We start from the raw sequence: 25,856 nt of genomic DNA on the forward strand, positions 1-25,856 counted from the left end.
TGCATGAGCGGTTACGAATGGAGCCGGCTTGGCTTCAGGCACAAATCTAGCCGCATATCTTATTTAATGCATTGAATACGGTGATTGCTTTGAGTGAAATTGATTTAGAAAGAATGCGCAAGGTCTTGGAAGCCTTTAGTCGTTTGTTACGTGGGAAGTTTCAAGTTGATAATAGTAATGAGCTTGTTCCTATTGCCGAAGAGATCGGTCTTGTTCAGGACTATTTGTTGATTGAGCAGTAACGGTTTTTGCAATCGTTTGCGTGTGAACTGGGAGATGGATGAGTGCCTAGATCTGCTGATTCCTCCATTGACGATTCAGCCGTTGGTCGAAAATGCGATACGTCATGGTCTGATAGGTCGTGTAATAGGTGGCCAATTGACCATTCGCATTGCTGACCATGATACTTATGTGGAAATATCGGTTGAAGATGATGGCGTCGGGATAGATGAAGCTGTATTAAAAGGGTTATTAGCTAAAACGTCTAATTGTCAATCGGGCATCGGGTTGTTGAATACAGACCTTCGTATAAAGCGATTATTTGGCAAAGGTTTGCATATTACAAGCGAACTTAATCGTGGGACTACGGTATCTTTTATTGTTTATAAAGATTGTAGAAGATAACGATTCAATTACCGGTTAGATAGTATGTTGTGATTTCCCGCTATAACATGAATCCTGTTATAGCGGGAGATCGACATACAACAAATTGTGAAATAGACATGCTATGATAAGGTACTTGGAGGTGAAAAGAGATGGATACTCGTTTAACAACAAAAGAAAAGCTACTAAATTTATTGAAAAAAGAGACTGAAATGACAGTAAGTCAGATGGCGCAAGCGTTGGGAATTACTGAAATGGCCGTCAGAAAACATTTGAATATCCTTGAAAGGGACTCTTTTATCCATATCTCTGAACTAAAACAACCTCTAGGACGACCCGTTCAAGTTTTTTCATTAACATCGCAAGCAGATGTACTTTTCCCGAAGAGTTATGATAATCTTACTGTTGATTTTCTGAATGATCTTCAGACGCTTCAAGGAAATGATATCATTGACCAGCTATTTGAAAAGAGGCGTCAAAGACTAGCCGACAATTACTCTTCTTATATGAAAAACACCTTATCCAATGAAGAAATGGTGGAAACGCTGAAGAATATTCAAGTCAAAAAAGGTTATATGGCTGATGTGATTAAAATAGATGACAACAAGTTTGAGTTGATTGAACATAATTGCCCTATTTTTGAGGTAGCTAAAAACTTTGAGCAAGCCTGTAATTGTGAGACGAACATGTTTAAAGAAGTGTTAAATACGAGTGGTGTACGACGGACAAGCTGTAAGGCTGATGGGGATAACCATTGCCATTTTCTTATTGAATTTACCGCGGATCATGGAAGGTCATCTTAATAGGAGAGTGGCCTTTTTGCGTTTCTTGAATATAGTGGATAGGTGTATGCAGGCAACTCGATTGACTTTCACTAATCGCTTATTCTATTATCATGATAGACACTTAATATACTAAAAGGTTTATAAAGTATATTAAATGAATGATAAATATTAGGGGGACTTTAAAATGACTATATTTACACTACCAGCACTACCGTACGGTTTCGATGCGTTAGAGCCAGTTATCGATCAGCAAACGATGGAAATCCATCATGGCAAACATCATCAGGCGTATGTGAACAATCTCAATGCTGCACTTGAAGGGCATGAAGAGTTAAGCGGTAAAACGCTAGAGCAACTACTGGCAAATATCGATGCGCTACCTGAATCTATCCGTGCAGCTGTTAGAAATAATGGAGGCGGTCATTTCAACCACTCATTATTCTGGGAATTGCTTGCCGCTCCATCGGAAAACAACGTACCAACAGGTGACTTAGCAGCAGCGATTGATAAACGTTTCGGCAGTTTTGATAAGTTCAAGGAAGAATTTGCGAAAGCAGGAGCAACTCGATTTGGTTCTGGTTGGGCTTGGTTAGTTGTCAATTCCGACAAACAAATCGAGGTAACAAGCACACCAAACCAAGACAGCCCAATTATGACAGGCGAAACAGCAATCCTAGGTCTCGACGTTTGGGAGCATGCTTATTACCTTGCGTATCAAAACAGAAGACCTGATTATATTGCAAACTTCTTTAAAATTGTGAACTGGGATGCAGTTTCTGCGAAGTATGAGCAAGCGTTGAATAACTAATCACTCACGACAGGATAAGTGGCCTTTTAGGTGCTTATCCTGTTTATTAAAAATGAAGGATATTGGCAGTGTTCTAAAGAAGGGTTAAAGAATCAATTATATTTAAGGGAGTGATAGAATGCAGAGTAATTCTGAGAAAACGAACGCTTTCAAGGACGCGATGGCGAATTATCCTACTGGTGTGACCGTTGTGACCGCAATCGATGACAATAATAACCCAATTGGCTTAACGGTGAATTCGTTTGCATCGGTGTCATTGGATCCATTGCTTGTTTTGTGGTCCATTGATAAGAGAGTCTCTACGTATGAAACATTTAAAAAGATTGATCGGTTTGCCATTAATTTATTAGCCGATAATCAAGAAGATATTGCTTCTTTATTCGCAAGAAGTCATCAAGACCGGTTTGCCAATTGTGATTGGTCTCTATCGCAGCATCAATTACCCATTATTAAAGAGGCAATGGCATCATTACAATGCAAGACCTTTAAACAAATCGAGGCAGGAGATCATACGATTTTGATTGGAGAAATCATTGCCATTGATGTTGACAAGAAAGGGCCTCTTGTTTATCACGGAAGAAAGATGGGTGCACTGCCAGCTAGTTTTCATAAGTAACTAGGAAAGGGGGGGAATGGCATTTGGTATAACTTCAGAGTGTATAACGGAACGCGCAGCGGATTGCGTGGAAGTGTGTCCCGTGGATTGTATCGCGCTTGGCGACAATCAGTTTCTTATCGATCCAAATACTAGTCGTTGATACCACGCTAGAGGAATTTAGTGCAACTGGCGGAGTGGAAGATTATTACGGAGCGGTGTTTTATAAATATCCGAATGCCGCTAGTGAGTTGAAGGTTGGACAGCGTGTGAAGGTAGAAGATACCGGTATGATTTTGTATTCCTATCCAAGACAGGGAAGTGCGAAGTATGTGGAAGTCCTTCCTGAATACAAGCCAGAAAATGCGACTCTCTCGGAATCAGCGGTCATTGTCAAAGCGATTGAAATGGCGAAAGACAAGTCAGATGGTACGACGATTATTCGTTGAATTGTGTTTGATGACGTGGCGACTAGTTGGAAGGTAGTTGTTATACAGGGAGAGGAAGAATATGAGTTTGTCATCAAAAATGCGTGACTGTCAGGATATGCAAGCACGTGAGCCCTTGATTAAATCAAGGGTTTTTCTATTAATAGTTATGCATGTAAATCGACTGGGAGTTTTCCGTTTGTGAAAAAAGGAAAACGTAGTTTGGGGTTATTGTAACAAGTAATACTCAGTTATTTAACTAAAACCATCGTGTTCAAATGGCACGATGGTTTTAGGGGTTATTAGAAAACGATTTCACTTTTATCGAGTTGTTGTGGACATGCTTTTGACAGTCTCATTAGGAATGCTATGGAGTTCTCGAATTCACTCGCTATCGCAGGGAACCTCTATGATAATGAACTTAAGCTTTCAACCAAAAGGAAAACACCTGTGCAAATTAGCAAAGCATAGATAAACACTCTAAAAAGCCGTTGGTTGAGCTTGTGGAAAATCATTTGCCCTATGAATAATCCTATCAATGCGACTGGAACGGCATATAGACTAGATTGCCAGATGATTTTATGGGTCCCCATAATGGTAATTTGTGTGATCAAACTAATGGAATAGATAAAGAGATAAAAAGCCAAGGCAGTTGCACGTAACTTCGCCTTTTCAGTGTTGGTTCCCGTAAAGTAGAGCAATAGCGGAGGGCCGGGCATACCGATACTTGTTGTTAGTACACCTGAGATTCCGCCGACAATGAAGTCTCTAACAGATGTAGGTTTAATTTGTACATTACACATTAATAGCACGGTTAATACTAAAAGAAGGATACTAATCCCTAATTTTAACGTATTGATATTCATTGAAATAAAGACGAGTAGCCCTAAAGGTGCTCCAATGATACTTCCTATAATAAACCTTTTGAATAGCCTAAAATCCACATCGTTGTATACTTTAAAAATCAAAGCAAATGAGATTAGTAACGATAGAATGATGTTTATTTGGATAGCTTCCTGCGGTAAAAATAGCATGAGTAAAAAAGGTGTCGCCATAATGGAGAAGCCAAACCCTGTGCTTGCTTGTAGGATAGAAGCCGTCATGATGATACATAAGAATACGAACCAGTTTTCCAAAACGTACCTCCTGTTGGTGGAACTCATTTCAAAAAAGCTTATACTCATATTATCGCATAACTCATTGTAATTACTGGACTTATTTGAATTTATGAAGTCGCATCATACACGCAAATGCCTAAAAGTGAGCACGAGGCAACATTAACAGGCAGTGTAAGGTTCGCATAAGTTATATAGATATCAGTTTAACGAGTAACGGAGGGAATGGAATGGCGAATTTTCAAGCGTTTAGTGGCATTGTGACGATGATTGATGATTTTTCAATTGGGCAAAATAATGAAGCTGGTTGTTATAAATTATTGTCCGTAGATGACGGATACGGGTCATCTGTCAATTTTGTCGTCGCACCTACGACGTATTTTGTAGACCATGTAATGGTAGCGGTAGGGGATCGAATTACGGGTTTTTATGATGGAAATGCGCCGACACCTCTCATATATCCCCCGCAATTTCGAGCAATTGTCATAGCCAAAGATACACCTTATCAGAATGTCAAAGTAGATTATTTTAATAGGCAGCTGGTAAGTAGCGACGGCATGTTACAATTAACGATGTCCCCGCATACGCAAATTGTATTGGAAAATGGGCAAGCGTTTACGGGCAATATCGCCAACCGAAATTTAATCGTTGTCTATGGTGCGACTACTAGAAGTATTCCAGCTCAAACGACGCCTTCTAAAATTATTGTGATGTGTTAGATTGGCGGAAATGTGAAAAGCATAAAAGTAAACAAGAGGGTGCTGAATTGGGCGCTCTTTTTGTATTTAGGAGAATCAGGATTGATTTACCTTGACTGTTTATCACTTGCGTGGTAAAGTGATAGTAGTGTTAGTGATGGGGAGGTAAACGAGATGCGTAATAATACGATTGGCTCGCTCATTTGGTTACGCTTAATGCGTTTTACAAACCAGAGCAACCAACTGTCGAATGATTTTTTAAAGCGTTTTGAGTTAACAACGGCACAATTTGATGTGCTTGTACAAATTCAGATATACCAGCCACTGACGCAAAGTGAGTTAGCAGACAAGGTGACGGTGACGCAAGGTGGCATTTCACGCATGCTTGCGAGGCTTGAAAAAGAAGGTTACATTGTACGCAAGCAAGACTGGAAAACAAAAATGATTAGCTTAACGGACAAAGCAGAGGCTGTTTTAGAAGAAGCAATGCCCGCTCAACTAGCATTTCAATCATCTTTTTTTGAAGATGTATTAACCAAAGAAGAAGAAAAAACTTTATATACATTAATGACACGTGTTCATAAGCACAGTCAAAAAAAAGAATTACCGCCAGAGTGATTTTTTTTACATTATCACTTGACTAATCAATTTAAAAAATAGGAGGAACTACTATGTACACAATTCCAGGACATCACCACATTTCAATGATCACAAAAAATGCGGAGACGAATAATTATTTTTATAAAGAAGTATTGGGTTTACGCCGTGTGAAAAAGACGGTTAACCAAGATAGCCCATCGATGTATCACTTGTTTTATGGAGATTTAACGGGAAGTGCAGGGACGGAGTTATCCTTTTTTGAAATGCCGATGGCGGGGAGAACAGTCCGTGGCACAAATGCCATTACACAAATTGGCTTGCTCGTGCCATCACTTGAAAGTTTAACGTACTGGAAAAAACGTTTTGAGCAATTGGATGTGCAGCACAGCGAAATTACAACGTATGCGGGTCGAGCGGCTTTACCATTTGAGGATTCAGAAGGCTTACGCCTGATTTTATTAAACAATAACGATGAAGAGATTCCTGAGTTTTGGGCAGCGTGGGAAGATTCCTCTGTAGAAGAAGAGCATCGCATTTTAGGGATGGGGCCGACAGAGATAACAGTGCGTCGTTTGGAACGGACGGCTAAAGTATTACGTGACATATTTGGCTATGTAGAGGTAGCGTATTCTGAAGAGGAAGCGATCTATCAGTCAGTTGCAGGGCAAGCATTTGGCGAGATTGTTGTGAAACAGCTGGAAGGACCAAGTGAAAAACCAGGTCGAGGCAGTATTCATCATTTGGCAATTCGTGTGAGGAACGAAGAAGAATTGCGCTATTGGGATGGTGTCGTGAAAGAACGTGGTTTTGATTCGTCAGGCGTTATCGATCGTTTTTACTTCCAAAGCTTATACTTCCGTGATTCGAATGGCATTCTATTTGAAATTGCGACAGATGGACCAGGCTTTACAAAGGATTCTACGATTGAGGCGTTAGGAACAAAATTAGATTTGCCGCCGTTTTTAGAAGCGAGGCGTGCAGAAATAGAAGCGAAATTACAACCGATTGATTAAGTGATTAATCCATCTCGTAACTTATGACCGCTATGGATTAAGTTATGCTCACCATGGACACGGTTATGCCCGTCATCGAATCATTCACATAGTGTATAGGGGTTAGCAGGGTAACGCGACCTTAATTTTACGAAAAAAGGAGAATTATTATGGAAAAGTACCGTATTGATACAACAAAAGGGCTTGAATTTGGTTTGTATTCGCTGGGGGATCATTTACGTGATCCGCATACAGGCACGTTGATCAGTGCTGAGCAGCGCATTCAAGAGCTGATTGAAGCAAGTAAGCTAGCGGATGAGGCAGGAATAGATGTTTTTGCTGTCGGTGAAAGTCATCAGACGCATTTTACAACACAAGCACATACGGTTGTATTAGGCGCGATTGCACAGGCGACGAAAAATATTAAAATTGCGAGTTCTGCAACGGTGTTAAGTGTCTCGGATCCGGTTCGTGTGTATGAGGATTTTGCGACGATTGACTTGATTTCTAAAGGGCGTGCGGAAATTGTCGCAGGGCGTGGTTCGCGAGTAGGGGCTTACAGCTTGCTGGGTTATGATGTGCGTGACTATGAAGAGTTATTTGAAGAAAAACTGGATTTATTGCTGAAGTTAAATGAGGAAGAAAAAGTGACATGGCAAGGTCAATTCCGGGCTCCATTGGAAAATGCGAAAATTTTACCGCAACCGCAAAACGGGCATCTACCAATTTGGCGTGCAGTAGGAGGACCACCTGCGAGTGCTATTAAAGCGGGATATGCAGGTGTACCAATGATGTTGACGACGCTTGGAGGACCGGCAGTTAACTTTAAAGTATCTGTAGATGCTTATCGCGAGGCGGCACAGCGTAGTGGGTTTGACCCAGCGGCGTTACCAATTGCGACAACGAGCTTATTTTACACCGCGGAAAATTCACAGGATGCACTACGTGAATATTACCCACATGCCAATTCTGGGATGATTGCGTTAAGAGGTGGCGGTTATCCGAAGCAACAATTTGCGCAGGCAACGGATACACGCGATGCACTCATGATTGGTAGTCCGCAGCAAATTATTGAGAAAATGCTTTATCAGCATGAGCTATACGGTCAACAACGTTTCATGGCACAAATCGACTTTGGTGGCGTACCGTTTGATAAAATCGCGAAAAATATTGAGCTGATTGCAACGGAGATTATGCCAGCAGTTAAGAAATATACAGCAGGGAAATAAGGAGGGGCTATCATGAAAATTGTCTTACTATCAGGCTCCAAAGTTGGATCTAAAACAAGGACGGCGATGGATTATGCACTCGAAATCGCGCGTAAAAAATACCCGGATGCAGAGGTCACTTTGTTGGATTTAGCGGAATTCGACGTAATCTTTAGTGATGGGCGGAATTATTGGGAATACGAGGGTGACACCAAATATGTAGCCGAAACGATGATGGCGGCGGATGCGATTATTATGGGCACACCAACATTCCAGGCGTCGATTCCGGCGACATTGAAAAATGTTTTCGACTTATTACCAGTCAATGCGTTCCGTGATAAAGTGGTCAGTATGCTTGTCACAGCAGGCACGGCGAAGCATTATATGATGGTGGAACAACAGTTAAAGCCGATATTAGCGTATATGAAGGCACATATTGTCCCGACGTATGTCTTTATAGAAGAAAAGGATTTCAATCGCAAAGAAATCGTCAACGATGATGTCCACTTCCGCCTAGAGCGTTTAGTGGAAGATACCGTGCTTCTTGTGGAGGCGTATGCGGGTATTCGAGAAGCGAAAGACGCAGAGTATGGGTTTTGATAAGTGCATAATCATAATAACCCCTCATTTTCTTTGTGCCTAAAGAAAATGAGGGTTTTTAGTTCAATCTTTGAAATTCACGCCAATCGTTGTTTCTTTACAAGTTGCGATGTCATTCACATCAATTTCGAAATAAACATCGTCGCGATCCCGAAGTAAATAAGAAGAGACAGGATATCGTTAATCGTCGTAATGAGTGGTCCTGATGCGACAGCAGGGTCCACTTTAAATTTATAGAGAAGAAGGGGAATAATAGTTCCAGCCATTGTCCCGATAATGAGTGTAGCAAGTAGTGAAGAACCGACGACGAGACCGAGCGTCAAATCTCCTCGCCAAACAAATGCAATAATTGCAATGACGATTGCACATGTAATTCCTATAATGATCCCAACAATTAACTCACGGAATAAAAGCTTTATAGACTTTTGGAAATTTAAATCCTCTGAAACGAGGCCGCGCACGACAACTGCGAGTGATTGTGTACCTGTATTTCCAGTCATCCCAGCAATCATCGGCATGAAAAATGCCAGTGCAACAACAGCTTCTAAAGTGGCTTCAAACCTCTCAATAATTCCACCTGAAATCAATCCGATGAATAGTAATAAAATAAGCCATGGCAATCGCCTACTAGCCGCAACAAACGGGCTCGTATGAAAGTCAATTTCTTTTCCAGAGGCGGAGAGTTTCCCGATATCTTCGTCAGCTTCTTGTTGCATAACATCCAAAATTTCTTCGACGTGAATAACCCCGATTAGTTGGTTTGTCCGATTTACGACAGGAATTGACACAAGGTCTTTATCCCGGAAGACTTTTGCCGCATCTTCTTGATCCAAATCTGTTGGAAATGAAATAAGATCTGTTTTCATAATAGCTATAATCCGTTCATTATTCGAAGCACCAAGTAGTTCCCGGATAGATAAAACACCCGTTAGCTGACGATCTGCATTTAAAATATATAAGTAGTGAATATTGGTTTTGTCTTGTACATTTTGTCGAAGATGTAAAATAGCTTCCTCGACGGTATACGTATCTTGAAGTGCGATCAATCCTTTTTTCATAAGTGTTCCGGTCGTTTCATGTTTGAAAACGCCGTTCGTCATATTGCCCATGTCTATGGACCTCCTTATTGCGCCCGCTTCTTCACGAGGTGAGGGGGAGCGGACATACTCTCTTTAGTTCGGGTTGCAGAATATATTAAACAACTGGGGGGTTCGGAACTTGTCGAGCTACACATCCCCATCACCTCCTTTCATAAAAAAAGTGGGTCGCTGAAGTCTAGGCAAAACAAAAACACCCCTCTACGAAAAGAAGGGTGTTCAATGCATGTATAAGATGCCTGAATAAGCCTCTTTCGTAGAGCTTTAGCACTATATGACATAGGATTGAATTTCTATCCAGCTACATTAAAAACCACCTTAAGTCGATGGTTCCTGTTGACCCATTGGCGTCTTTGGACGTTTCTGGGCAGCAGTGTATCTTCATATAGGAGCCTCACCTAACGAGGAAGTATCTTTTGTTTTCTAACACGACTAGAAGCATATCAGTAGATAAATAAACTGTCAACACCCTGGATTTGGGCTTTCTGGGTATTTGATTTTTATCGGATGTTTGTGGCCTCTATTATTTTATAAGTACAAAAAACACCGAACTGTGGAGGTTCGGCGTTTGTACATGAATCGTCAAGGTGTTAAGTGGGAATAAGAATATCACCTTGGACTTTAAAATTAATGTTGTAGAAACTTCATAATCCCCTCTATCAACCCCTTTGCCAAAGGCAAATCTGGATTACTATAAGTAGCCATATTCCCTTCGCGATCTGCTGGTGCACCTTTTAAGATATGGTTCATGTTTTCTACAATCAGTAGCTCCGAATCTTTTTTCGCGTTATGCAGTAATTCGGCGTCCTTCACAGGTACTTGAATATCTCGATCTCCATTTACGATGAAGATGGGTGCATCTAGTTTTTGTAGTCGTTCGGCTGGATCATACTGCAGCCAAGATATCATATATGGCTGAACAGATGGGCGGAAAAGGCTTTGTAATTCCGGGCTGATTGTTTGTACTGGCTTGCCTTGTTTTAGTGTATCGATAATGGTTTTGGATTCTTCTAGTAGGTTAGCGGGTAGCTGCGCTTCTAATTGTTCAATGAGTACTTGATCAATCGGTCTGCCTGCTCCTGCGAGAGAGATAAATGCATCCGCATCCGTTTGTTCGGCAGCGACCATGCCGATTAAAGAACCTTCACTATGGCCGATGATGCCAACTTCTGAAAAACGCTTATCCTTTTGTGCAAATTGCACCCACGCAGTTGCATCCTCAATATAGTGCTCAAATCGCAAATCTTCTTCTTTGCCAATTAGCATTGCATTTTTTCCAACTCCACGCTTGTCGTAGCGGATGCTTGCTACACCTTCCGTTGCCAAATCTTCCGCAAGCATTTTTAAACTATTATTTTTCCCAGGTAACACGGGTGAGTTGCCGTTATGATCTGTTGGGCCAGAACCTGCAATAATGACCATGAGTGGGAAGGGGCCTTCGCCTTGAGGCATTTCCAATAGGCCAGACATCGTTCCATCTTTTAGTTCAACTTCCACAACTTCGCCTGTTTCGGCTACTTCTTCTTTTTTACTGCCTTTTGTTAATTCGAAAGGAAAGGATTGCCCTTGTTGTGTGAAGGTACCCGTGATTTTTTCTTGTTCGACTTTACCATTGAACGTCAGCTGTTGTCCTTGAATATTCATATCAAAAAATACGTCTGATTCCTTCGATGTCACACTTGTTAGTGGATAATCGCTGATGCCTTGTAAAGGAATGCTAATCGTTCCACCCTTCTTTTCGAATGTTAGTTCAATCGGTAATGGTTGATTTGGAACGTTGATGGACCCTTCCCATGTGCCTTCAATAGCGGATGGAGAATCTTCCTCTTTCGGCGGTGTTTCTGGATCTGCTTCTTTCTTTTTGCTACAGCCTACTACGATCAGTAAGAGACTTGTGGCTAAACAAAAAATAATTCCAAGCTTTTTCATCATAAAGCCCTCCAATTCTGTTCTATATAGAGTATAACAACGTGAATTGACTACGTAAAGAAATTAGGAGTTATTGATTTTGTTAAAAATTGCTTCGGGTTGTTGATAAGAATTAGTGATGTAGTTTCATTCAGACAATTGAATTTACTTATGGGGAGGCGAGGAATATGCTAGTGATAGAGTAGTTATTCGAGAAAGAAGGATGCCTTATGGAATATGTACTGCTTTATTTTATCGGCTTTGCCGCCACGACGCTTGGCACATTAGCAGGAGGTGGCGGGCTCATTAGTTTGCCGTCCATGCTTTTGATGGGATTGCCTGTTCATTCCGCAATTGGGGCTAACAAAGTCGCGAATACGGTCAGCTCATTTTCGAGTTTTTTGGTGATTTATAAAAACAAAGAAATTACAGTGAAAGAAGCGCTAACGGTTGCACCATTAAGTCTTGCAGGTGGTATTACAGGCGGAATCATAGCTTCTTATTTGAAGGAAGAATGGATGGTCATTCTTGCGATTGTGCTGTTAACTTTTGCCCTTGTTACGTCATTTTTAGGGGGCGCGAATTTTGACGGTAAAGAGCCTTTCCGCGCGACTAAAAAAAGTGCAACTTCCTTATATGGGATTGGGATATACGATGGTGTATTTGGTCCGGGGAGTGGAACATTGGCCTTGTATTTGTACGCTCGGCTAAAGGTTTCTTATTTGAGGGCAGTCGGATTATCCCGAATTATGATCTTTTCAAGCTGTTTCGGGGCATCTATTAGTTATATTTCGACAGGGAAAATCATTTGGCCACTGACGGTTGCGTTAATGCTTGGCTCCATTAGTGGGGCACAGCTAGGTGTTCGGCTTGCGCGCAAGTTGAAAAAAGAACATGTTGGGCCAATCTTGCGCATTGTTACGGTACTGCTAATTGTCCAGATTGCTGTGAAGTATTTTGGATGATAAAGATGGGCTGTCTCAAAAGTCGATTGTAGTCGATTTGATGAGGCAGCCTGTTCTTTTTTACAACTTAAAATAATTCCGCAGTGCATAAGTGCTCCATTTGCAATGGGGGTGCGTTCGAATGTTTTCAAGCAGCCCTTTTACTAGAGCAGGGCTTAATGTTGGTTCAAGTATCTGTTGCTTTAGAAGGACTAACGATTCTTTCTCAATCGATTCTTCAATTTCCTGTATATTTTGCTCAAGGATTTCTAGGATTTGCTCCTTCGTTGCTTCTCCATTCAGTGGTTGGTAACGCAGTTGAATCAGCTCAGTTGAAATAAATGGAATGGTAATATGGCTTGCTAATACATTTGTTTTTTCCACTAGTGACTTGGCTAGTAGATGTAAGTCTAATGGTAGGTCATAGAATAAAAATAGCTCCGAATAGGTTTTCATGAAGCCTTTCACACAGTACATGACATCGTGTTTTGTCTGTTTAACCTCATCACCGTATAATCGTTCCACCATCGATAAAATGATGTCATCCATTGCTTGATCGTAGGTACGGCCCTTTATAAGGAATTCTTCATTAAAGGATCGCATTTGTTCTTTAATAAGAATTTTGGCGAAATCAGCATGCTTACTAAAGGAATTGAAGATGGTGTAATAAAATGTGTATAAAAGTTCGTCATCATTTTTGGTGTTTTTGACCACGTAGTCAATATCTGAAGTGAACTGCATCATAAAGTAATCGATCAATGCTAAAATCAATTCGTCCTTTGACTTGAATGATAAGTAGAAAGCACCTTTAGAAATTCCGCAATGCTCGGTGATTTGTTGGACAGAGGTAGCTTCGAAGCCTTTTTCTGCGAAGAGTTCTAATGCTTTTTCCATAATCAATTGTTTTTTCATCATGGGTATCGTATCGCTCCTAGGGTTTTTCGTTGACATGTGACTCATTAGTCATTAGTATAGAAAATTGAATGAGATTAGTCAAATAGGGGAAGGTGTAAGAGTGAAAGGTTTAGTCAATTTTGTCTTGAAGAATAAACTAGCAGTTTGGTTGCTAACAATCATTATCGTTGCATCGGGTATCTATTCAGGTACGCGCATGAAAACGGAGACACTTCCGGATATTTCGATTCCATTTTTAATGGTGATGGATGTTTATCCTGGGGCCACTCCCGAGCAAGTGATGAAAGATGTTTCTATGCCATTAGAGAAAGCGATAGAAAATCTTGAGCATGTAAAATCTGTTTATTCAAACTCCTATTCAAATATGTCCAGTATTCAAGTGGAATATGAATATGGTATAGACATGGATGAGGCAAAACGTGCATTAGATGCCGCATTAGACGATGTGTCTTTGCCAGAGGATGCACAAAAGCCAACAATTACAGCCATTAGTATGAACATGATGCCAGTTGTGGCATTGAGTGTTAGTAGTGAGAAAGAAGATATTGTTGAGCTGACATCGACGGTTGAGGAAATTTTACTTCCGAAAATCACAAAAATTGATGGGGTTGCCTCTGCAACGATTACAGGTCAGCATATTGAAGAAGTACAGTTGACGTATAACGATGAAAAACTGGCTGAACTAGGTATCACGCCAGATGACGTGAAACAAATGATTCAAGCGAGTGATCTCGCGGTATCACTTGGGATGTACGAATTTGAAGAAGGCGAGCAAGCCGTTGCAGTAGACGGTAAGTTCATGACAGTGGATGAATTAAAGGAAATGCTAATTCCTGTCACACCATCTGCAACAAATCCATCACCATTTGTGAAGCTTGGCGACATTGCGACAATTGAACTTGTTGGTAAAGTCCAATCGGTTTCGCGTACAAACGGTGAAGATGCCATTGCTATTCAAATCATTAAAGGGCAACAAGCAAATACAGTGGATGTTGTAAATGCTGTGAAGAAGTTAGTCAAAGAAGAAGAGAAAGCCATTGACGGTCTTGTTATTGATGTATCGCTTGACCAAGGTGAACCAATTGAACAATCCGTTTCGACAATGATTGAAAAAGCATTATTTGGTGGAGGAATTGCAATACTGATTATTCTCCTCTTCCTACGTGATATTAAATCAACGATTATTTCCATCGTATCCATTCCTGTGTCGATTTTCATGGCGTTACTGCTATTGAACTGGATGGATATTACGTTAAATATTATGACGCTTGGAGCGATTACGGTTGCCATCGGTCGTGTCATTGATGACTCGATTGTCGTCGTGGAAAATATTTATCGTCGCTTGCATTTGAAAACAGAGAAGTTATCGGGCCGAGCGCTTGTGCGTGAAGCGACGATTGAAATGTTCAAACCAATCATGTCTTCAACATTAGTAACTGTTGCAGTATTTGCACCGCTTATTTTCGTTGGTGGTATGGTCGGAGAGTTGTTCATGCCATTCGCGTTAACAATGACGTTTGCATTAGGTGCTTCGTTAATTGTTGCGATTACAATCGTTCCTGCATTGTCTCACTTCTTGTTTAAGAAAAAGCTTTATAGTGAGAAAACGGCAAGCAACCATAAGGAAGTTGGTAAATTAGCAAAATGGTATAAAGGTATTTTAGCTTGGACGCTTAACCATAAAGTGATTACTTCTATCATTTCAGTTGTTTTGTTAGCTGGAAGTGTGGCGTTAACGCCGTTAATTGGCTTTAGCTTTATGGGTAGTGAAGAAGAAAAAATGATGTATATCACGTATACGCCGGAAACGGGCGAGCTGATGGAAGATACATTAGCGAATATTGAAGTTGTAGAACAAGAGCTATTGAAGCGCGATGATATTGATATTGTACAGTTGTCTGTGACGGACGCGAGTGATCCGATGTCTGCAATGATGGGCGGAGGTTCAAATGGTGCGTTAATGTTCCTCATCTTTGATCCGGACATGAAGAACTTCCCAGAAGCTCGTGCAGAAGTTGAAGATTATGTATTCAACGTCGGTCAAACGGGCGAGTGGAAGAGCCAAGACTTCGGTTCAATGGGCATGTCTACCAATGAAATCAGCTACACTTTCAACAGTGAAAATTTAGATAGACTAAATGAAGCTGTAAAGATGGTAGAGGACGTTATGAGTGAAAACAAACGTTTAGAAGATGTTTCTTCTAGTGCGGAAGATGCTTATGTGGAATACAAACTGAAAGTCGAGCAAGACGAATTGTTGCAGTATGGGTTAACAACAGGGCAAATTGTTATGATGTTGAGTCCAACGCGTACAGAAGATGTCTTAACGACGATTAAAAAAGACGATAATACGCTGAAAGTCATTGTGCAGCAGGAAGAAGCTGTTCAACCTAAAACAATCGATGAATTACTAGCAACAGAAGTACCGACAGCACTTGGGACGACAATGAAATTGTCTGAACTGGTAGAAGTGAACAAAGGTACAACATTGAATGCACTTACTCGAAGCCAAGGAGAATACCATGCAACGGTTTCAGGTAAGATTTTGGATGAAGACATTTCAAAGGCGACATCAGAAGTGGATAAAGCCATTGATGAATTGAAGTTACCAAAAGGTGTAACAGTCGGGACTGCGGGTGTTGCGGCAGATATGACAGAAGCCTTTACACAACTAATTGTTGCGATGTTAGCGGCGATTGCCATTGTGTACTTCATCTTAGTGGTGACATTCCGAGAAGGGGTTGCGCCATTCGCAATTCTTGTATCATTGCCATTCGCAGTGATTGGGTCATTCGTAGGTCTATTGATCGCGGGTGAAACGATTTCAATCTCTGTTATGATGGGTCTATTGATGTTAATTGGTATTGTTGTCACGAATGCGATTGTCCTGGTCGACCGGATTATCCGTATGGAGCGTGAAGGTCTGAAAATGCGTGAAGCAGTTCTTGAGGCGGGAGCGACACGTTTGCGCCCAATTCTTATGACGGCAATCGCAACAATCGGTGCGCTAATTCCGTTAGCAATGGGAACAGGCGGCGGAGGTGGTTTAATCTCCAAAGGACTTGGGATCACGGTAATTGGCGGGTTAATCAGTTCAACGTTATTGACGTTGATTGTTGTGCCGATCGTTTATGAGATCTTGTCGAAGTTGTTTAAGAAAAACCGTATGGAAGTAGAAGAAGATTAATCGAACAGCCCTACAAGGAGATATGTTTCTTTGTAGGGCTGTTTTTGTGTAGTACGCTTAACAGATTGTATAAACATCAAGTGTTTGTTATATTATAAGTAATATGGAATCTTTGATGTGACCGAGTAGATAAGAATTGTGAACCAGAGAGTCTAGTGTATTGCTGAGAGCTAGACCACCGCTTCTTATTGAAACCTACCACGGAGATGTTATGCCAACATAACCGAGTCGTTTTCGTTATCAGACGTTTAGAGGGCTTACCAGTTCGGTGAGCTAAACTAAGGTGGTACCACGTCCATTTCAGCACAAAGACGTCCTTACATGAGGGCATTTTTGTGCTTTTTATTATTTTAGGGGGGAATTAAATTGACTAACCAACAGCAAAATGATTTTTCAAAATGGTATATCGACACAATTCAAAAGGCGGATTTAATGGACTACACGCCGGTTCGTGGTTGTATTGCATTCAAACCAGACGGCTATGAAATTTGGGAGCATATTCAAGCAGAGATGGATCGCCGCTTTAAAGAAACGGGACATCGGAATGCTTACTTCCCAATGCTCATTCCAGAGTCATTCTTCCAAAAAGAGAAGGATCATATCGAAGGATTCTCACCAGAGCTACCTTGGGTAACGGAAGCGGCAGGCGAGAAATTAGAAGAGCGTTTAGCGCTACGTCCAACTTCTGAAACGATGATTGGTCATCTGTATTCAGATTGGATTAAGAGTTACCGTGATCTTCCGGTGTTAATCAACCAATGGGCAAACGTCTTCCGTTGGGAAAAGAAAACATTGCCATTCATTCGTACATCTGAATTTTTATGGCAGGAAGGGCATACAGCTCACGTGGATGAAGAAGAAGCACGTGCAGAAACGATGCAAATGCTGAACATTTATAAGGAAGTCGTTGAAGAGTTGCTAGCGATTCCGGTATACGATGGTCAAAAAACACCTTCTGAGCGTTTTGCAGGCGCTGTCGATACGTATTCAATTGAAGCAATGATGAAGGACGGCAAAGCTGTTCAGGCGGGAACATCTCATTACCTAGGCACAAAATTTGCCGAAGCCTTTGATATTAAGTATTTAAATAAAGAAAACAAGCATGAGTTTGTCCACACAACTTCATGGGGAACGTCTACACGTTTAATCGGTTCTGTGATTATGACGCATGGCGATGAGCAAGGTCTTGTGTTACCACCACGTATTGCACCAACACAAGTAGTACTCATTCCAGTAGGCCCATGGAAGAAGAATCCTGCAATCGTGGAGAAGTTAGATGAAGTCTTTGCGGCGTTAAAAGCAAAAGGCATTCGCGTACGTTTGGATGATTCGGATCAATCACCAGGCTTCAAATTCAATGAATGGGAGCTAAAAGGTGTTCCGGTTCGCGTTGAATTAGGCCCACGTGATTTGGAAAATAACCAAGCATTGCTCAAAGCACGCGACGAAGGTGACAAAGTAGCTGTAGAACTTTCAGAAATTGTTGCACGCGTTGAAGAGGAATTAGTGACGATGCAAGCACGCTTATTAGAAAAAGCACGCGCATTCCGTGAGGAGCATTCGCATACGCATGTTGACTCAATAGAGCAATTGACAAACCATATTGCTGATTCAACAGAAAAAGGAGAAATCCCAGGTTGGATTCTTGCAGGTTGGTGCGGAGATGATGCTTGTGAGGAAAACGTGAAAGAAGAAACGAAATTCACAACACGCAACATTCCATTCAACCCACCAGCAGAGAAATCTAGCTGTATTAACTGTGGCAAAGAATCTAAGCATACAGTGTGGTTTGGCCGCGCTTACTAGGAATACGAGAACGCTCCACTCGGGTACAATCGAGTGGAGCATTTTTTCATATTTCTTTTCGCATAAAATAACCAAGTCCAGAACCAAAAAACAGCACAAAACTCCCTAAAATGACGATGAATAGCGTTTCATTCGAAGCATTTAATGCGCCAAAGCTTTCACTTGAATTTGGCATCATCATTAAGAATGGCTGTGACCAAGGATAATAAGGCCCAAACTTTTCAGAGTTGACGATTAGCATATTTGGAATCGTAAAAATGACATTGATGGCAAGTGGAGCAGCAAAGCTTGACCAGGCAACGGACACAAACATCTGTAAAGCGATTAACGGCATGCATGCTAGCCATCCACCGAACGCGCTGGAGAGAATGACATCCCATGGAATCGCAGTCGAATAGCCCTTCATCCAACCAATTAAAACCAGTCCGCTGATAAATAAGATTTGCGTTAAAGCGATGAGCAGACTAACAATCATGATTTTTACGATATATACCTGTTGTCTAGAAATGGGGAGGGACAGCAGTTGCTTCCAACCCCCGCCGACATGCTCGTAGCGACAAATAAAGCTTGAAAAGATCCCTGTTAATAACGGCAAAAAGAGAATGGCATGACTAATCGTCATAATGCCTAGGGTGGCAGTCCACTGGTGCTGTTTAAACTCCTCTATTTCACCTACTCCATCACTCAGACCGAGTAACATGGATAAAATAGGACTCACGAAAATGAGTAGCCAAATCGAAGACTTGCGTAATTTCAGGAATTCAGAATGAAATAACTTTCCCATTTACTTCACCTCTCTTCGATTAAAATCTATAAGGCTCATGAAATAGAGCAGCAATCCTACGACAAGACCAGCCAAGACAGAATAGATGGGCTGATTCCATTCATTTACTAAGAGGGGCCATTTCAATGGAACCCAATCGGGAAAATTCATCGCGTACATTGCGACAATTGTCCCGATAATACCAGCCGTTAATGGAATCGCTTGGTTTTTTAGTGTAATGGCCAGCCAAATTTGCAAAATGAGCAATGGTAGGGAAGCGAGAAATGGAAAGAAACACATTTTCATCAAATAAAGAAATGGTATAGCGGTTCCAAATTTCAATAGCAGGCCAAGTGCAATTGTGCCGCCTGCTAATAGTAAACAAGACGTTAACAGTAATAAAACAGATAGCAGTACTTTCCCTGTAAATACCTTCATCTTTGAAATCGGCAATGCCAGTAGTTGTTTCCAGGCATTTGTCTGATGCTCGATATTGGCAATCATTGATGTAAGTATCGTTAGTCCAATGAGAATTGTTGGAACAGATAATAGTGAAACTTCTTCAATTAACCCTCCCCATAAATTCTCTTTGTAGAGATCTGTCAGCCATTCGTATCGTATCCCAAAATTGACAGCCTCCAAGCTAATGACGCCAAATGGACCGAGGAAGACGAGGAAGAAAATCATTTTTCGTCTGATTTTAAGGAATTCAGAGACCATAACCCGCGTCATCACAATCCGCCCCCTCGGCCTGTTAGCTCCAAGAATATTTCTTCTAATGATTTACGCTCTTCTTCCACTCTATAGACGGAGTGCTCATTTTGAACAAGAGATTTCACGATTTCTGCCACTTTTTGATCCGAACAATTTTCGATGAAAAGCTTGTCTTGAATGATATCCGTTGTATAGCCATGCGTTAATAACATTTTCCAAGCAGACTCCACATCATTCACGCTTACCTTAATCTTGCTAGTAGATTGTGCTCTTAATGCGGAAATGGAATCTTGAAAAATCATTTGACCTTTTGAGATAATACCTACCTGTGTTGCCATTTGATCAATTTCCGAAAGAAGGTGGCTCGATACAACAATCGTGATACCATGCTCCTTCGGCATACTTTTAATCAGCTCTCGAATTTCGATAATACCCGATGGATCAAGTCCGTTGGTCGGTTCATCTAAAATGAGTAATTCGGGATTGCCAAGTAAGGCAGTCGCAATGCCAAGCCGCTGTTTCATGCCTAAAGAAAATCCTTTGACAGGCCGTTTCGCATCTTTTGTGAGCCGGACAATCGACAGAACTTCTTCAACTCTAGACTTTGGTGCGTCCAATAAAATACGGACAGCTTCCAAATTCTCATAAGCTGTTAAATGCCCATAGTAAGAAGGATATTCTACAAGCGATCCCACCTTTTTTAAGATGGATAACTTGTCTTTTCGGATATCTTTCCCGAAAATTTGGATAGAACCTTGTGTTGGGCGAGCAAGCCCTAAAAGCATGCGAATCGTTGTTGTTTTCCCTGCACCATTGGGCCCTAGAAAGCCGTAAATCTCTCCTTTCTTCACTTGTAAGTCCACATGGTTAACTACTCTTCTTGAACCAAATTTCTTCGTCAACTTCTTCGTTTCAATAATGAAATCGCTCATTTTCCTCACCTCGCTTTCTATCCTATCGCTTGAAGGTTAAAACGATGGGAGGGTGAAGGTTAAATTTTGTTTAAAAATAGGGGGAATAAGGTACTGCACTTGAAAATGAGTTGCATTAGCACAACTAAAGCCCCTGTTAGTGAATAATAAGTGTCTAATTAATTGGGAAAGAATATGTTATCATAATCAATATTGGTTAACTTTTTTGTCATTACGATTAACACTATAGTTAATCCATCCTGGTGAAATGGGGGAAAGTTATGTATATGCTACGAGGTCATCATCTTTTTTGTCTTTTGGGCTATCGGGGAATGGGCTATTCCCAAGAATACGTGGAAAATATGACATATTTGCATCATACTCTGAGAAATAATCCTAAAACTAGAATTCAACTTGTAAAGGGTCCTGATCAGTTGTGTGAAAAGTATCCAAACTCAGGTGAATATCACTGCCAAAACGATAATATTTATGAAAGAGATGCCGCGGTTTTGGAGAAATTAGGGCTTACAATTGGGCAAACTCTAACTTGGAGTGACATTGAATCACTCATTCAAAAGTCTATCGTCCCCTCCGATATTCAAGTTGTGTGTGAATCTTGTTCTTGGCGATCATATGGCGTTTGTGAAGAGGGCGTCCAAGAGATTCTTGACGGAAAGCGATTAAGGGAAGTTAAATAAGCTTTCTCCGTTTGAATAAAAAATCATGCTACTACTAATACATTCAGTGCGACTAGAGGGTTTCTTAATCTACATTAGGCAATTGCAAAAAAGTCGAATCCCAGTATGTTAAGGAATCGACTTTTCTCGTTTAGTGAGCACTTTGCATACTTCTGATAATCATCCTTGTACCTCGTTCACTCGTTTCAATCGTCCAGTCTAGCTGCATTTCCTTGAGCATCAAGGAAACGACGGAGAGACCGATTCCAATCCCTTGCTCGTTCGATTTCGCTTTCATCCCAGGTCCATGATCTTCAATCATAATCGTTTCGTTGTCGATTCGTATGGCTATAAACTGTCCACTTTTTGCATGTCGATAAATATTTTGGAAAAAGTTATCCAACACTCGATGAAACATTTGAGGATCTATTTCCCATAACAATTGTTTCTCAGGAATATCTAATTGGATATCGAAATGCAGATTCTCAAAAACGGGATACCATGCAGCGAAAGAAGTGCGAATGAGTCGATTGATATCCACTTCCTCCGGATAGAATGGATATTTTCCTGTAGATAACAGTGTATAAGACAGTAAGTTTTCGATGAGTTCGCCCATATAACTTACTTTTTCATCGATAAAATCTAACGACTCCTGCCCTGATATACTGAGCGGTTCTTTCTTCAAGCGATAGGCATGTCCACGAATTGTTGTCAGTGGCGTTCGCAAATCATGCGATAAATTTGCAATGAGCTCTTTTCGAAGTTTTTCTTCCTCTTGCTCGCGCATTCTACTAGCTTCTAGCTCATGAATCATGCGATTAAAAGATTGACCGAGACGTCCTATTTCGTCCTCTTTTGTTACCTCGATGGTTGATGGAATGCCACTGGCTTCAGGTACTGCCATCGCCTTTTGTAACTGTAGAAGTCTTTTGCGAATTCGATAAAAAAAGAGCATCGAAATGACAATAAAAAGAACGAGTATCATTAAGAGGGCAACAGGAAAAATATAATCGAAACTTTTGGTGAACGAATCATTTGGGTCAACCATCGCTGAACGTGGTAGTTGCAACACCATGAATCCATTGTCAGGATTGTCTCCTATAAAAGCGACTGTTGTAAATGGGTCAATGGTGTATCCGCGATTTCTTTTTATAAAGTCCATCGCAAAAGCAGCTGACCACGTATCAGGCACGGATAGTGATTCCGGAAAGGTATCTCTCGTTTTTCCAGATGGATCTACCCAATACATGTCCGCTTCTTGATAAATAGCTTTTAGTTCTTGTAGTTTATTGTACATCTGTTCTTCGGAAGCATTTGCTAATTCTTTGGCTGTATTATGCCACATGTTTTCTAAATCGGTACCATTATAATAGCGATTGGATGACTCTTCTTGATGAATACTATTGTAAAAAATAATCGATAGAACGGGGATGGTGATAGGGATAATTGTCGTTGCTAGTAGAATAATCAACAAATATTGGAGTAATAAAGAGTTTCTTAACTTTTTCATTGCTTCACTCGATAGCCGATGCCGCGTATTGTCTCCACGATTTTTGGAGCGCTCGGATCTTCTTCAATCTTTTCTCTCAAGTAGCGAATATGAACCATTAAGGTTTTATCCCCCTCTATATAAGACTCTCCCCACACAGCTTCGTAAAGCTGTTCCTTTGTTAAAATCTGATTGGGATGGCGCAATAAATACATGAAAATCTGATGCTGCTTGGCTGTCAAAAAGATCTCTTCTCCATCCTTTTTGACAATGCGGTTTTCTGTCAGATTGACGGTTAGATGTTTTAACTGAATCTCTTGAGACACTGCATGCTGATTTCTTCTAAATAACACATCAATTCTTGCGGCGAGTTCTTCAGGATGAAAAGGCTTTGTGACATAATCGTCGGCAAAACGTAGCCCTTGAAGTTTATCGTCAACAGCTGTTCGAGCTGACAACATGAGAATCGATACATTAGGGTGATGGTACTTTAAACGTTGACCAACTGTAAAACCATCAAGCCCTGGGAGCATTACATCCAAAATGACTACTTGTGCATCGCCAAGCGTTTCAATCGCTTTTTCCCCAGAGGTGAGCCAACGCACCGAATAGCCACGTTGCTCTAAGTCCTCTTTGACGATTGTACCAATCTCTAGATCATCTTCAATATACAATATTTCCTTCAACGCACACGCCCACCTTTCACTGTTCTTTGCCTTTTACCATCTGCTGACCGATTGCCCCGACGATTAGAATAATGAGCGAAGGGATGCTGTAGTCCCTAAAAAAGGTGATAAACGGAAGCTTCAATATCATAAAGACCATCGTAATAATACGTCCCGCTAATAATACCAGCCCGATGATGACCATCCAATCAAATATTTTTGATAAAAAATGCATAGTGAACACCTTCTCATATATTTGTTTTATCTTCATTCAGCAGAAAACTCCACCTCGATAGGTGACGAGATGAATGCAGTTTTATTTCCTGTTCAGTGGGTGTTAAAACACCAGCTGAACGAAGATAAAGCCTCCGGCGGATGTCACAGATTTTTTAGAGGAGCTTTTCGAACGAGCTCGAAAAAAATCTGGACGCAATTACGCCGAGGCGTAATTGATGAAATCCATCGTAGAAATCTATCGTAGCATCTAAGTGTTCATTCCTCTACTTCATATAGTAGCTTGTTCGATATTTTTTCAATAATATTCCTGAAATCCGTTTATTTCCTTCTTTTCATTGTATAATAGAATTTCGATTGGAATGGATTTACAAAGTTGGTTAAAACGGAACTCTGTAAAGACGTCAAAATGAGTAGGGAGTGTGTGAAATGTTGAATACGATTTGCAGGGAATCGAAGCAACCGGATTGCGAGAGTTACAGGCGTATTTTTGAAACGTATTATGAGCGGGTCTATTATGCTGCATATTGCGTCATCAAAGATCCTGATTTGGCGCAGGACGTCGTGCAAGAAACCTTCATGAAGGCTTTTCAGCATTTGCACACGGTCGAGGATACAGAAAAAATAGGTGCATGGCTGTCGACCATTGCGACTCGAACGGCCATTGATCATTTACGTCGCATGAAAAGATGGAGTGATTGCACAATGGAGGATGCCTTTTGGGAGCGAGAATGCTGCGCGTTGACGGTTGAAACCATTGTAGAAAACGCACTTCTTAAAGCATTGTTAATGAGGGAAATTGATAAACTAAAACCGAATTATAAAGAAATATTGATCTTCCATTATCTTCATGACTTGAAGTATGAAGAAATCTCTAAGTTGTTAGATATGCATATTGGGACTGTGAAAACACGAGTATCCCGTGCAAAAACCAAATTGAAAGAACTGATTGAGCAACAGCCTGAAATTATTGAGGTAATGCGATGAGGAAAATACTTGTGGCACTGTTCGTTTCGATATTCTCTATTGTTATGCTAACGGTCTTGTTATTTGTTGTTTCGCCAGTACCGACTTCTATGCTCATTCATAAATTATTTGAAGGTGGCATGGCGGTAGAGCCTGCTAACTACGCTGAAATTGAGCAGGGAACTCGTACGTACCAAGATGTATCTTATCAATCTGTTTATCAAGATGGTGATCTAGATATCATCACGCCGAAAGAATTTGAAGGCAAGTTGCCGGTGATTTTTTGGGTGCATGGCGGTGCATTTTTGGGTGGTGATAAAGCCGACATTACCGAGTATGCCGTCCAGATTGCCAATGAAGGATACATCGTTGTCAATTTGAACTACGAATTGGCGCCAAGTGCAAAATATCCAACACCACTACTTCAGGTCAGTGAGGCTTATTCATTTATCATGCAGGAAGCAGCTACTTATGGAATGAATATGGATCGTGTGTATTTTGCAGGAGATTCTGCTGGTGCACAAATTGTGAGCCAGTTTGTCAATGTGCAAGTGGAGCCGAGTTATGCGAAGGTAGCCAAGCTGGAAGCAATTGTTCTGCCTGAGACAATCGAGGGTGTACTGCTGTTTTGCGGGCCCTATGATGTGACGCGTTTTGGTGAAATTAGCGATAATGCGTTAGTCAGTTTCTTGTTCCGTAGAGTTGGTTGGGCATACCTAGGTGATCGAAATTGGCTAGACTCCGATGAGGCGAAGGAAGCCTCTATTATTGAATATGTGTCTGAGAGCTTCCCTCCGACTTTCATTACAGACGGCAACACGGGTTCATTTGAAGATCAAGGAATAGAGCTTACACAAAAGTTGAAAGACAATGGCGTTTTTGTGCAGGATATTTTCTACTCGACGGAAGAAGCAGAATTTGGGCATGAATACCAGTTTGTCATGAATACGCCGCAAGCTGAAAATACGTTTCAGGAAATGATGGCGTTTTTGAAGACTACTCAAGGCGATTCAGAGGAGAGATGAGCTACATACAATTCGATAAATAATGTGAGAACAAAGAAGGGAAACCTTGATGAATTCAATCAAGACTCCTTTTTTAAAAATTTTGATAGGAATGTTGGAATTGTTCTAAATATGACAAATTGA

The 25,856-nt window shown here is 41.0% G+C and carries 27 protein-coding genes, 1 pseudogene and 1 riboswitch; of the genes and pseudogenes, 18 read left to right on the forward strand and 10 right to left on the reverse strand.

The window, feature by feature from the left end; all coding sequences use genetic code 11:
• The first annotated feature begins 89 nt into the window (after window positions 1-89).
• From MKY34_RS04435 to MKY34_RS04465, 7 genes and pseudogenes are all read left to right on the forward strand, one after another.
• The gene (locus MKY34_RS04435; RefSeq protein ID WP_342514016.1) at window positions 90-242 is read left to right on the forward strand and encodes a histidine kinase; all 153 of its coding nucleotides are present in this window, start codon (window positions 90-92) and stop codon (window positions 240-242) included.
• Complete coding sequence (locus MKY34_RS04440; protein WP_342514017.1) at window positions 232-624, forward strand: ATP-binding protein; 393 nt, start codon at window positions 232-234, stop codon at window positions 622-624. Before MKY34_RS04435 ends, MKY34_RS04440 begins: the two co-directional genes overlap by 11 nt.
• Window positions 625-755: 131 nt before the next feature.
• Window positions 756-1,406, forward strand: a complete 651-nt coding sequence (locus MKY34_RS04445; protein ID WP_342514018.1) for a metalloregulator ArsR/SmtB family transcription factor — start codon at window positions 756-758, stop codon at window positions 1,404-1,406.
• Between the two features lie 166 nt (window positions 1,407-1,572).
• Window positions 1,573-2,196, forward strand: coding sequence for a superoxide dismutase (locus MKY34_RS04450; RefSeq protein WP_342514019.1), 624 nt, complete (start codon window positions 1,573-1,575; stop codon window positions 2,194-2,196).
• A 118-nt stretch (window positions 2,197-2,314) separates the two neighbouring features.
• Window positions 2,315-2,812, forward strand: a complete 498-nt coding sequence (locus MKY34_RS04455) for a flavin reductase family protein (protein ID WP_342514020.1) — start codon at window positions 2,315-2,317, stop codon at window positions 2,810-2,812.
• A 16-nt stretch (window positions 2,813-2,828) separates the two neighbouring features.
• Window positions 2,829-2,942 (forward strand): annotated as a pseudogene (locus tag MKY34_RS04460) (4Fe-4S ferredoxin); the annotation flags it as partial.
• Between the two features lie 46 nt (window positions 2,943-2,988).
• Window positions 2,989-3,240 (forward strand): DUF3221 domain-containing protein, encoded by a 252-nt coding sequence (locus MKY34_RS04465; RefSeq protein ID WP_342515190.1) that lies wholly within the window; start codon window positions 2,989-2,991, stop codon window positions 3,238-3,240.
• Window positions 3,241-3,626: 386 nt separating this feature from the next.
• Here the strand turns inward: MKY34_RS04465 and MKY34_RS04470 are convergent, their stop codons facing one another.
• On the reverse strand, window positions 3,627-4,355 hold the full coding sequence (locus MKY34_RS04470) for a sulfite exporter TauE/SafE family protein (RefSeq protein ID WP_342514021.1): 729 nt from the start codon (window positions 4,353-4,355) through the stop codon (window positions 3,627-3,629).
• 209 nt (window positions 4,356-4,564) lie between these two features.
• Here MKY34_RS04470 and MKY34_RS04475 point away from each other — a divergent pair, with 209 nt between their 5' ends.
• The 5 genes from MKY34_RS04475 to MKY34_RS04495 all read left to right on the forward strand — a co-directional run bounded on the left by MKY34_RS04475 (window position 4,565) and on the right by MKY34_RS04495 (window position 8,432).
• Window positions 4,565-5,053 carry a hypothetical protein gene (locus MKY34_RS04475; RefSeq protein WP_342514022.1) on the forward strand — a complete coding sequence of 163 codons (489 nt, stop codon included), beginning with the start codon at window positions 4,565-4,567 and terminating at the stop codon, window positions 5,051-5,053.
• Between the two features lie 153 nt (window positions 5,054-5,206).
• Complete coding sequence (locus tag MKY34_RS04480) at window positions 5,207-5,650, forward strand: MarR family transcriptional regulator (protein ID WP_342514023.1); 444 nt, start codon at window positions 5,207-5,209, stop codon at window positions 5,648-5,650.
• Between the two features lie 53 nt (window positions 5,651-5,703).
• A complete protein-coding gene (locus MKY34_RS04485) occupies window positions 5,704-6,645 on the forward strand; it encodes a ring-cleaving dioxygenase (RefSeq protein WP_342514024.1) in 942 nt (313 codons plus the stop codon).
• A gap of 149 nt (window positions 6,646-6,794) precedes the next feature.
• Complete coding sequence (locus MKY34_RS04490) at window positions 6,795-7,853, forward strand: LLM class flavin-dependent oxidoreductase (protein ID WP_342514025.1); 1,059 nt, start codon at window positions 6,795-6,797, stop codon at window positions 7,851-7,853.
• Window positions 7,854-7,865: 12 nt separating this feature from the next.
• The gene (locus MKY34_RS04495) at window positions 7,866-8,432 is read left to right on the forward strand and encodes an NADPH-dependent FMN reductase (RefSeq protein ID WP_342514026.1); all 567 of its coding nucleotides are present in this window, start codon (window positions 7,866-7,868) and stop codon (window positions 8,430-8,432) included.
• 116 nt (window positions 8,433-8,548) lie between these two features.
• Here MKY34_RS04495 and mgtE read toward each other — a convergent pair whose 3' ends face one another.
• Both mgtE and MKY34_RS04505 read right to left on the reverse strand, forming a co-directional pair.
• Window positions 8,549-9,532 carry a magnesium transporter gene (gene mgtE, locus MKY34_RS04500; protein ID WP_342515191.1) on the reverse strand — a complete coding sequence of 328 codons (984 nt, stop codon included), beginning with the start codon at window positions 9,530-9,532 and terminating at the stop codon, window positions 8,549-8,551.
• A gap of 239 nt (window positions 9,533-9,771) precedes the next feature.
• Window positions 9,772-9,942: riboswitch (M-box (ykoK) riboswitch) on the reverse strand.
• A gap of 214 nt (window positions 9,943-10,156) precedes the next feature.
• On the reverse strand, window positions 10,157-11,458 hold the full coding sequence (locus MKY34_RS04505; RefSeq protein WP_342514027.1) for an alpha/beta hydrolase: 1,302 nt from the start codon (window positions 11,456-11,458) through the stop codon (window positions 10,157-10,159).
• Window positions 11,459-11,667: 209 nt separating this feature from the next.
• On the opposite strand from MKY34_RS04505, the gene MKY34_RS04510 reads away from it, so the two are divergent.
• Window positions 11,668-12,402, forward strand: coding sequence for a sulfite exporter TauE/SafE family protein (locus tag MKY34_RS04510; RefSeq protein WP_342514028.1), 735 nt, complete (start codon window positions 11,668-11,670; stop codon window positions 12,400-12,402).
• A gap of 60 nt (window positions 12,403-12,462) precedes the next feature.
• Here the strand turns inward: MKY34_RS04510 and MKY34_RS04515 are convergent, their stop codons facing one another.
• Entirely contained in the window at window positions 12,463-13,296 is an 834-nt protein-coding gene (locus tag MKY34_RS04515) for a TetR/AcrR family transcriptional regulator (protein WP_342514029.1), read from the reverse strand.
• A 100-nt stretch (window positions 13,297-13,396) separates the two neighbouring features.
• On the opposite strand from MKY34_RS04515, the gene MKY34_RS04520 reads away from it, so the two are divergent.
• Both MKY34_RS04520 and proS read left to right on the forward strand, forming a co-directional pair.
• A complete protein-coding gene (locus MKY34_RS04520) occupies window positions 13,397-16,483 on the forward strand; it encodes an efflux RND transporter permease subunit (RefSeq protein ID WP_342514030.1) in 3,087 nt (1,028 codons plus the stop codon).
• Window positions 16,484-16,849: 366 nt separating this feature from the next.
• Window positions 16,850-18,289: a proline--tRNA ligase gene (gene proS / locus MKY34_RS04525; protein WP_342514031.1), complete on the forward strand. Its 1,440-nt coding sequence runs from the start codon at window positions 16,850-16,852 to the stop codon at window positions 18,287-18,289.
• Between the two features lie 46 nt (window positions 18,290-18,335).
• Here proS and MKY34_RS04530 read toward each other — a convergent pair whose 3' ends face one another.
• The 3 genes from MKY34_RS04530 to MKY34_RS04540 are packed head-to-tail and all read right to left on the reverse strand — an operon-like array spanning window position 18,336 to window position 20,698.
• Window positions 18,336-19,073, reverse strand: a complete 738-nt coding sequence (locus tag MKY34_RS04530) for an ABC transporter permease (RefSeq protein ID WP_342514032.1) — start codon at window positions 19,071-19,073, stop codon at window positions 18,336-18,338.
• Window positions 19,074-19,784, reverse strand: coding sequence for an ABC transporter permease (locus MKY34_RS04535; RefSeq protein WP_342514033.1), 711 nt, complete (start codon window positions 19,782-19,784; stop codon window positions 19,074-19,076).
• Window positions 19,784-20,698 carry an ABC transporter ATP-binding protein gene (locus tag MKY34_RS04540; RefSeq protein WP_342514034.1) on the reverse strand — a complete coding sequence of 305 codons (915 nt, stop codon included), beginning with the start codon at window positions 20,696-20,698 and terminating at the stop codon, window positions 19,784-19,786. The genes MKY34_RS04535 and MKY34_RS04540 overlap by 1 nt, the downstream gene beginning before the upstream one ends.
• A gap of 260 nt (window positions 20,699-20,958) precedes the next feature.
• Here MKY34_RS04540 and MKY34_RS04545 point away from each other — a divergent pair, with 260 nt between their 5' ends.
• Window positions 20,959-21,375, forward strand: coding sequence for a DUF1284 domain-containing protein (locus MKY34_RS04545; RefSeq protein ID WP_342514035.1), 417 nt, complete (start codon window positions 20,959-20,961; stop codon window positions 21,373-21,375).
• A gap of 130 nt (window positions 21,376-21,505) precedes the next feature.
• On the opposite strand, the gene MKY34_RS04550 is transcribed toward MKY34_RS04545, so the two are convergent.
• The 3 genes from MKY34_RS04550 to MKY34_RS04560 are packed head-to-tail and all read right to left on the reverse strand — an operon-like array spanning window position 21,506 to window position 23,743.
• Entirely contained in the window at window positions 21,506-22,864 is a 1,359-nt protein-coding gene (locus MKY34_RS04550; protein ID WP_342514036.1) for a HAMP domain-containing sensor histidine kinase, read from the reverse strand.
• Window positions 22,861-23,529: a response regulator transcription factor gene (locus MKY34_RS04555; protein ID WP_342514037.1), complete on the reverse strand. Its 669-nt coding sequence runs from the start codon at window positions 23,527-23,529 to the stop codon at window positions 22,861-22,863. Before MKY34_RS04555 ends, MKY34_RS04550 begins: the two co-directional genes overlap by 4 nt.
• A gap of 16 nt (window positions 23,530-23,545) precedes the next feature.
• On the reverse strand, window positions 23,546-23,743 hold the full coding sequence (locus MKY34_RS04560) for a hypothetical protein (protein ID WP_342514038.1): 198 nt from the start codon (window positions 23,741-23,743) through the stop codon (window positions 23,546-23,548).
• Window positions 23,744-24,171: 428 nt separating this feature from the next.
• On the opposite strand from MKY34_RS04560, the gene MKY34_RS04565 reads away from it, so the two are divergent.
• Window positions 24,172-24,729 carry an RNA polymerase sigma factor gene (locus MKY34_RS04565; RefSeq protein ID WP_342514039.1) on the forward strand — a complete coding sequence of 186 codons (558 nt, stop codon included), beginning with the start codon at window positions 24,172-24,174 and terminating at the stop codon, window positions 24,727-24,729.
• Window positions 24,726-25,733 (forward strand): alpha/beta hydrolase, encoded by a 1,008-nt coding sequence (locus tag MKY34_RS04570; RefSeq protein ID WP_342514040.1) that lies wholly within the window; start codon window positions 24,726-24,728, stop codon window positions 25,731-25,733. Before MKY34_RS04565 ends, MKY34_RS04570 begins: the two co-directional genes overlap by 4 nt.
• Window positions 25,734-25,856 lie beyond the last annotated feature (123 nt).

The sequence above is a fragment of the Sporosarcina sp. FSL K6-1522 genome, assembly GCF_038622445.1.
Classification (GTDB): domain Bacteria; phylum Bacillota; class Bacilli; order Bacillales_A; family Planococcaceae; genus Sporosarcina.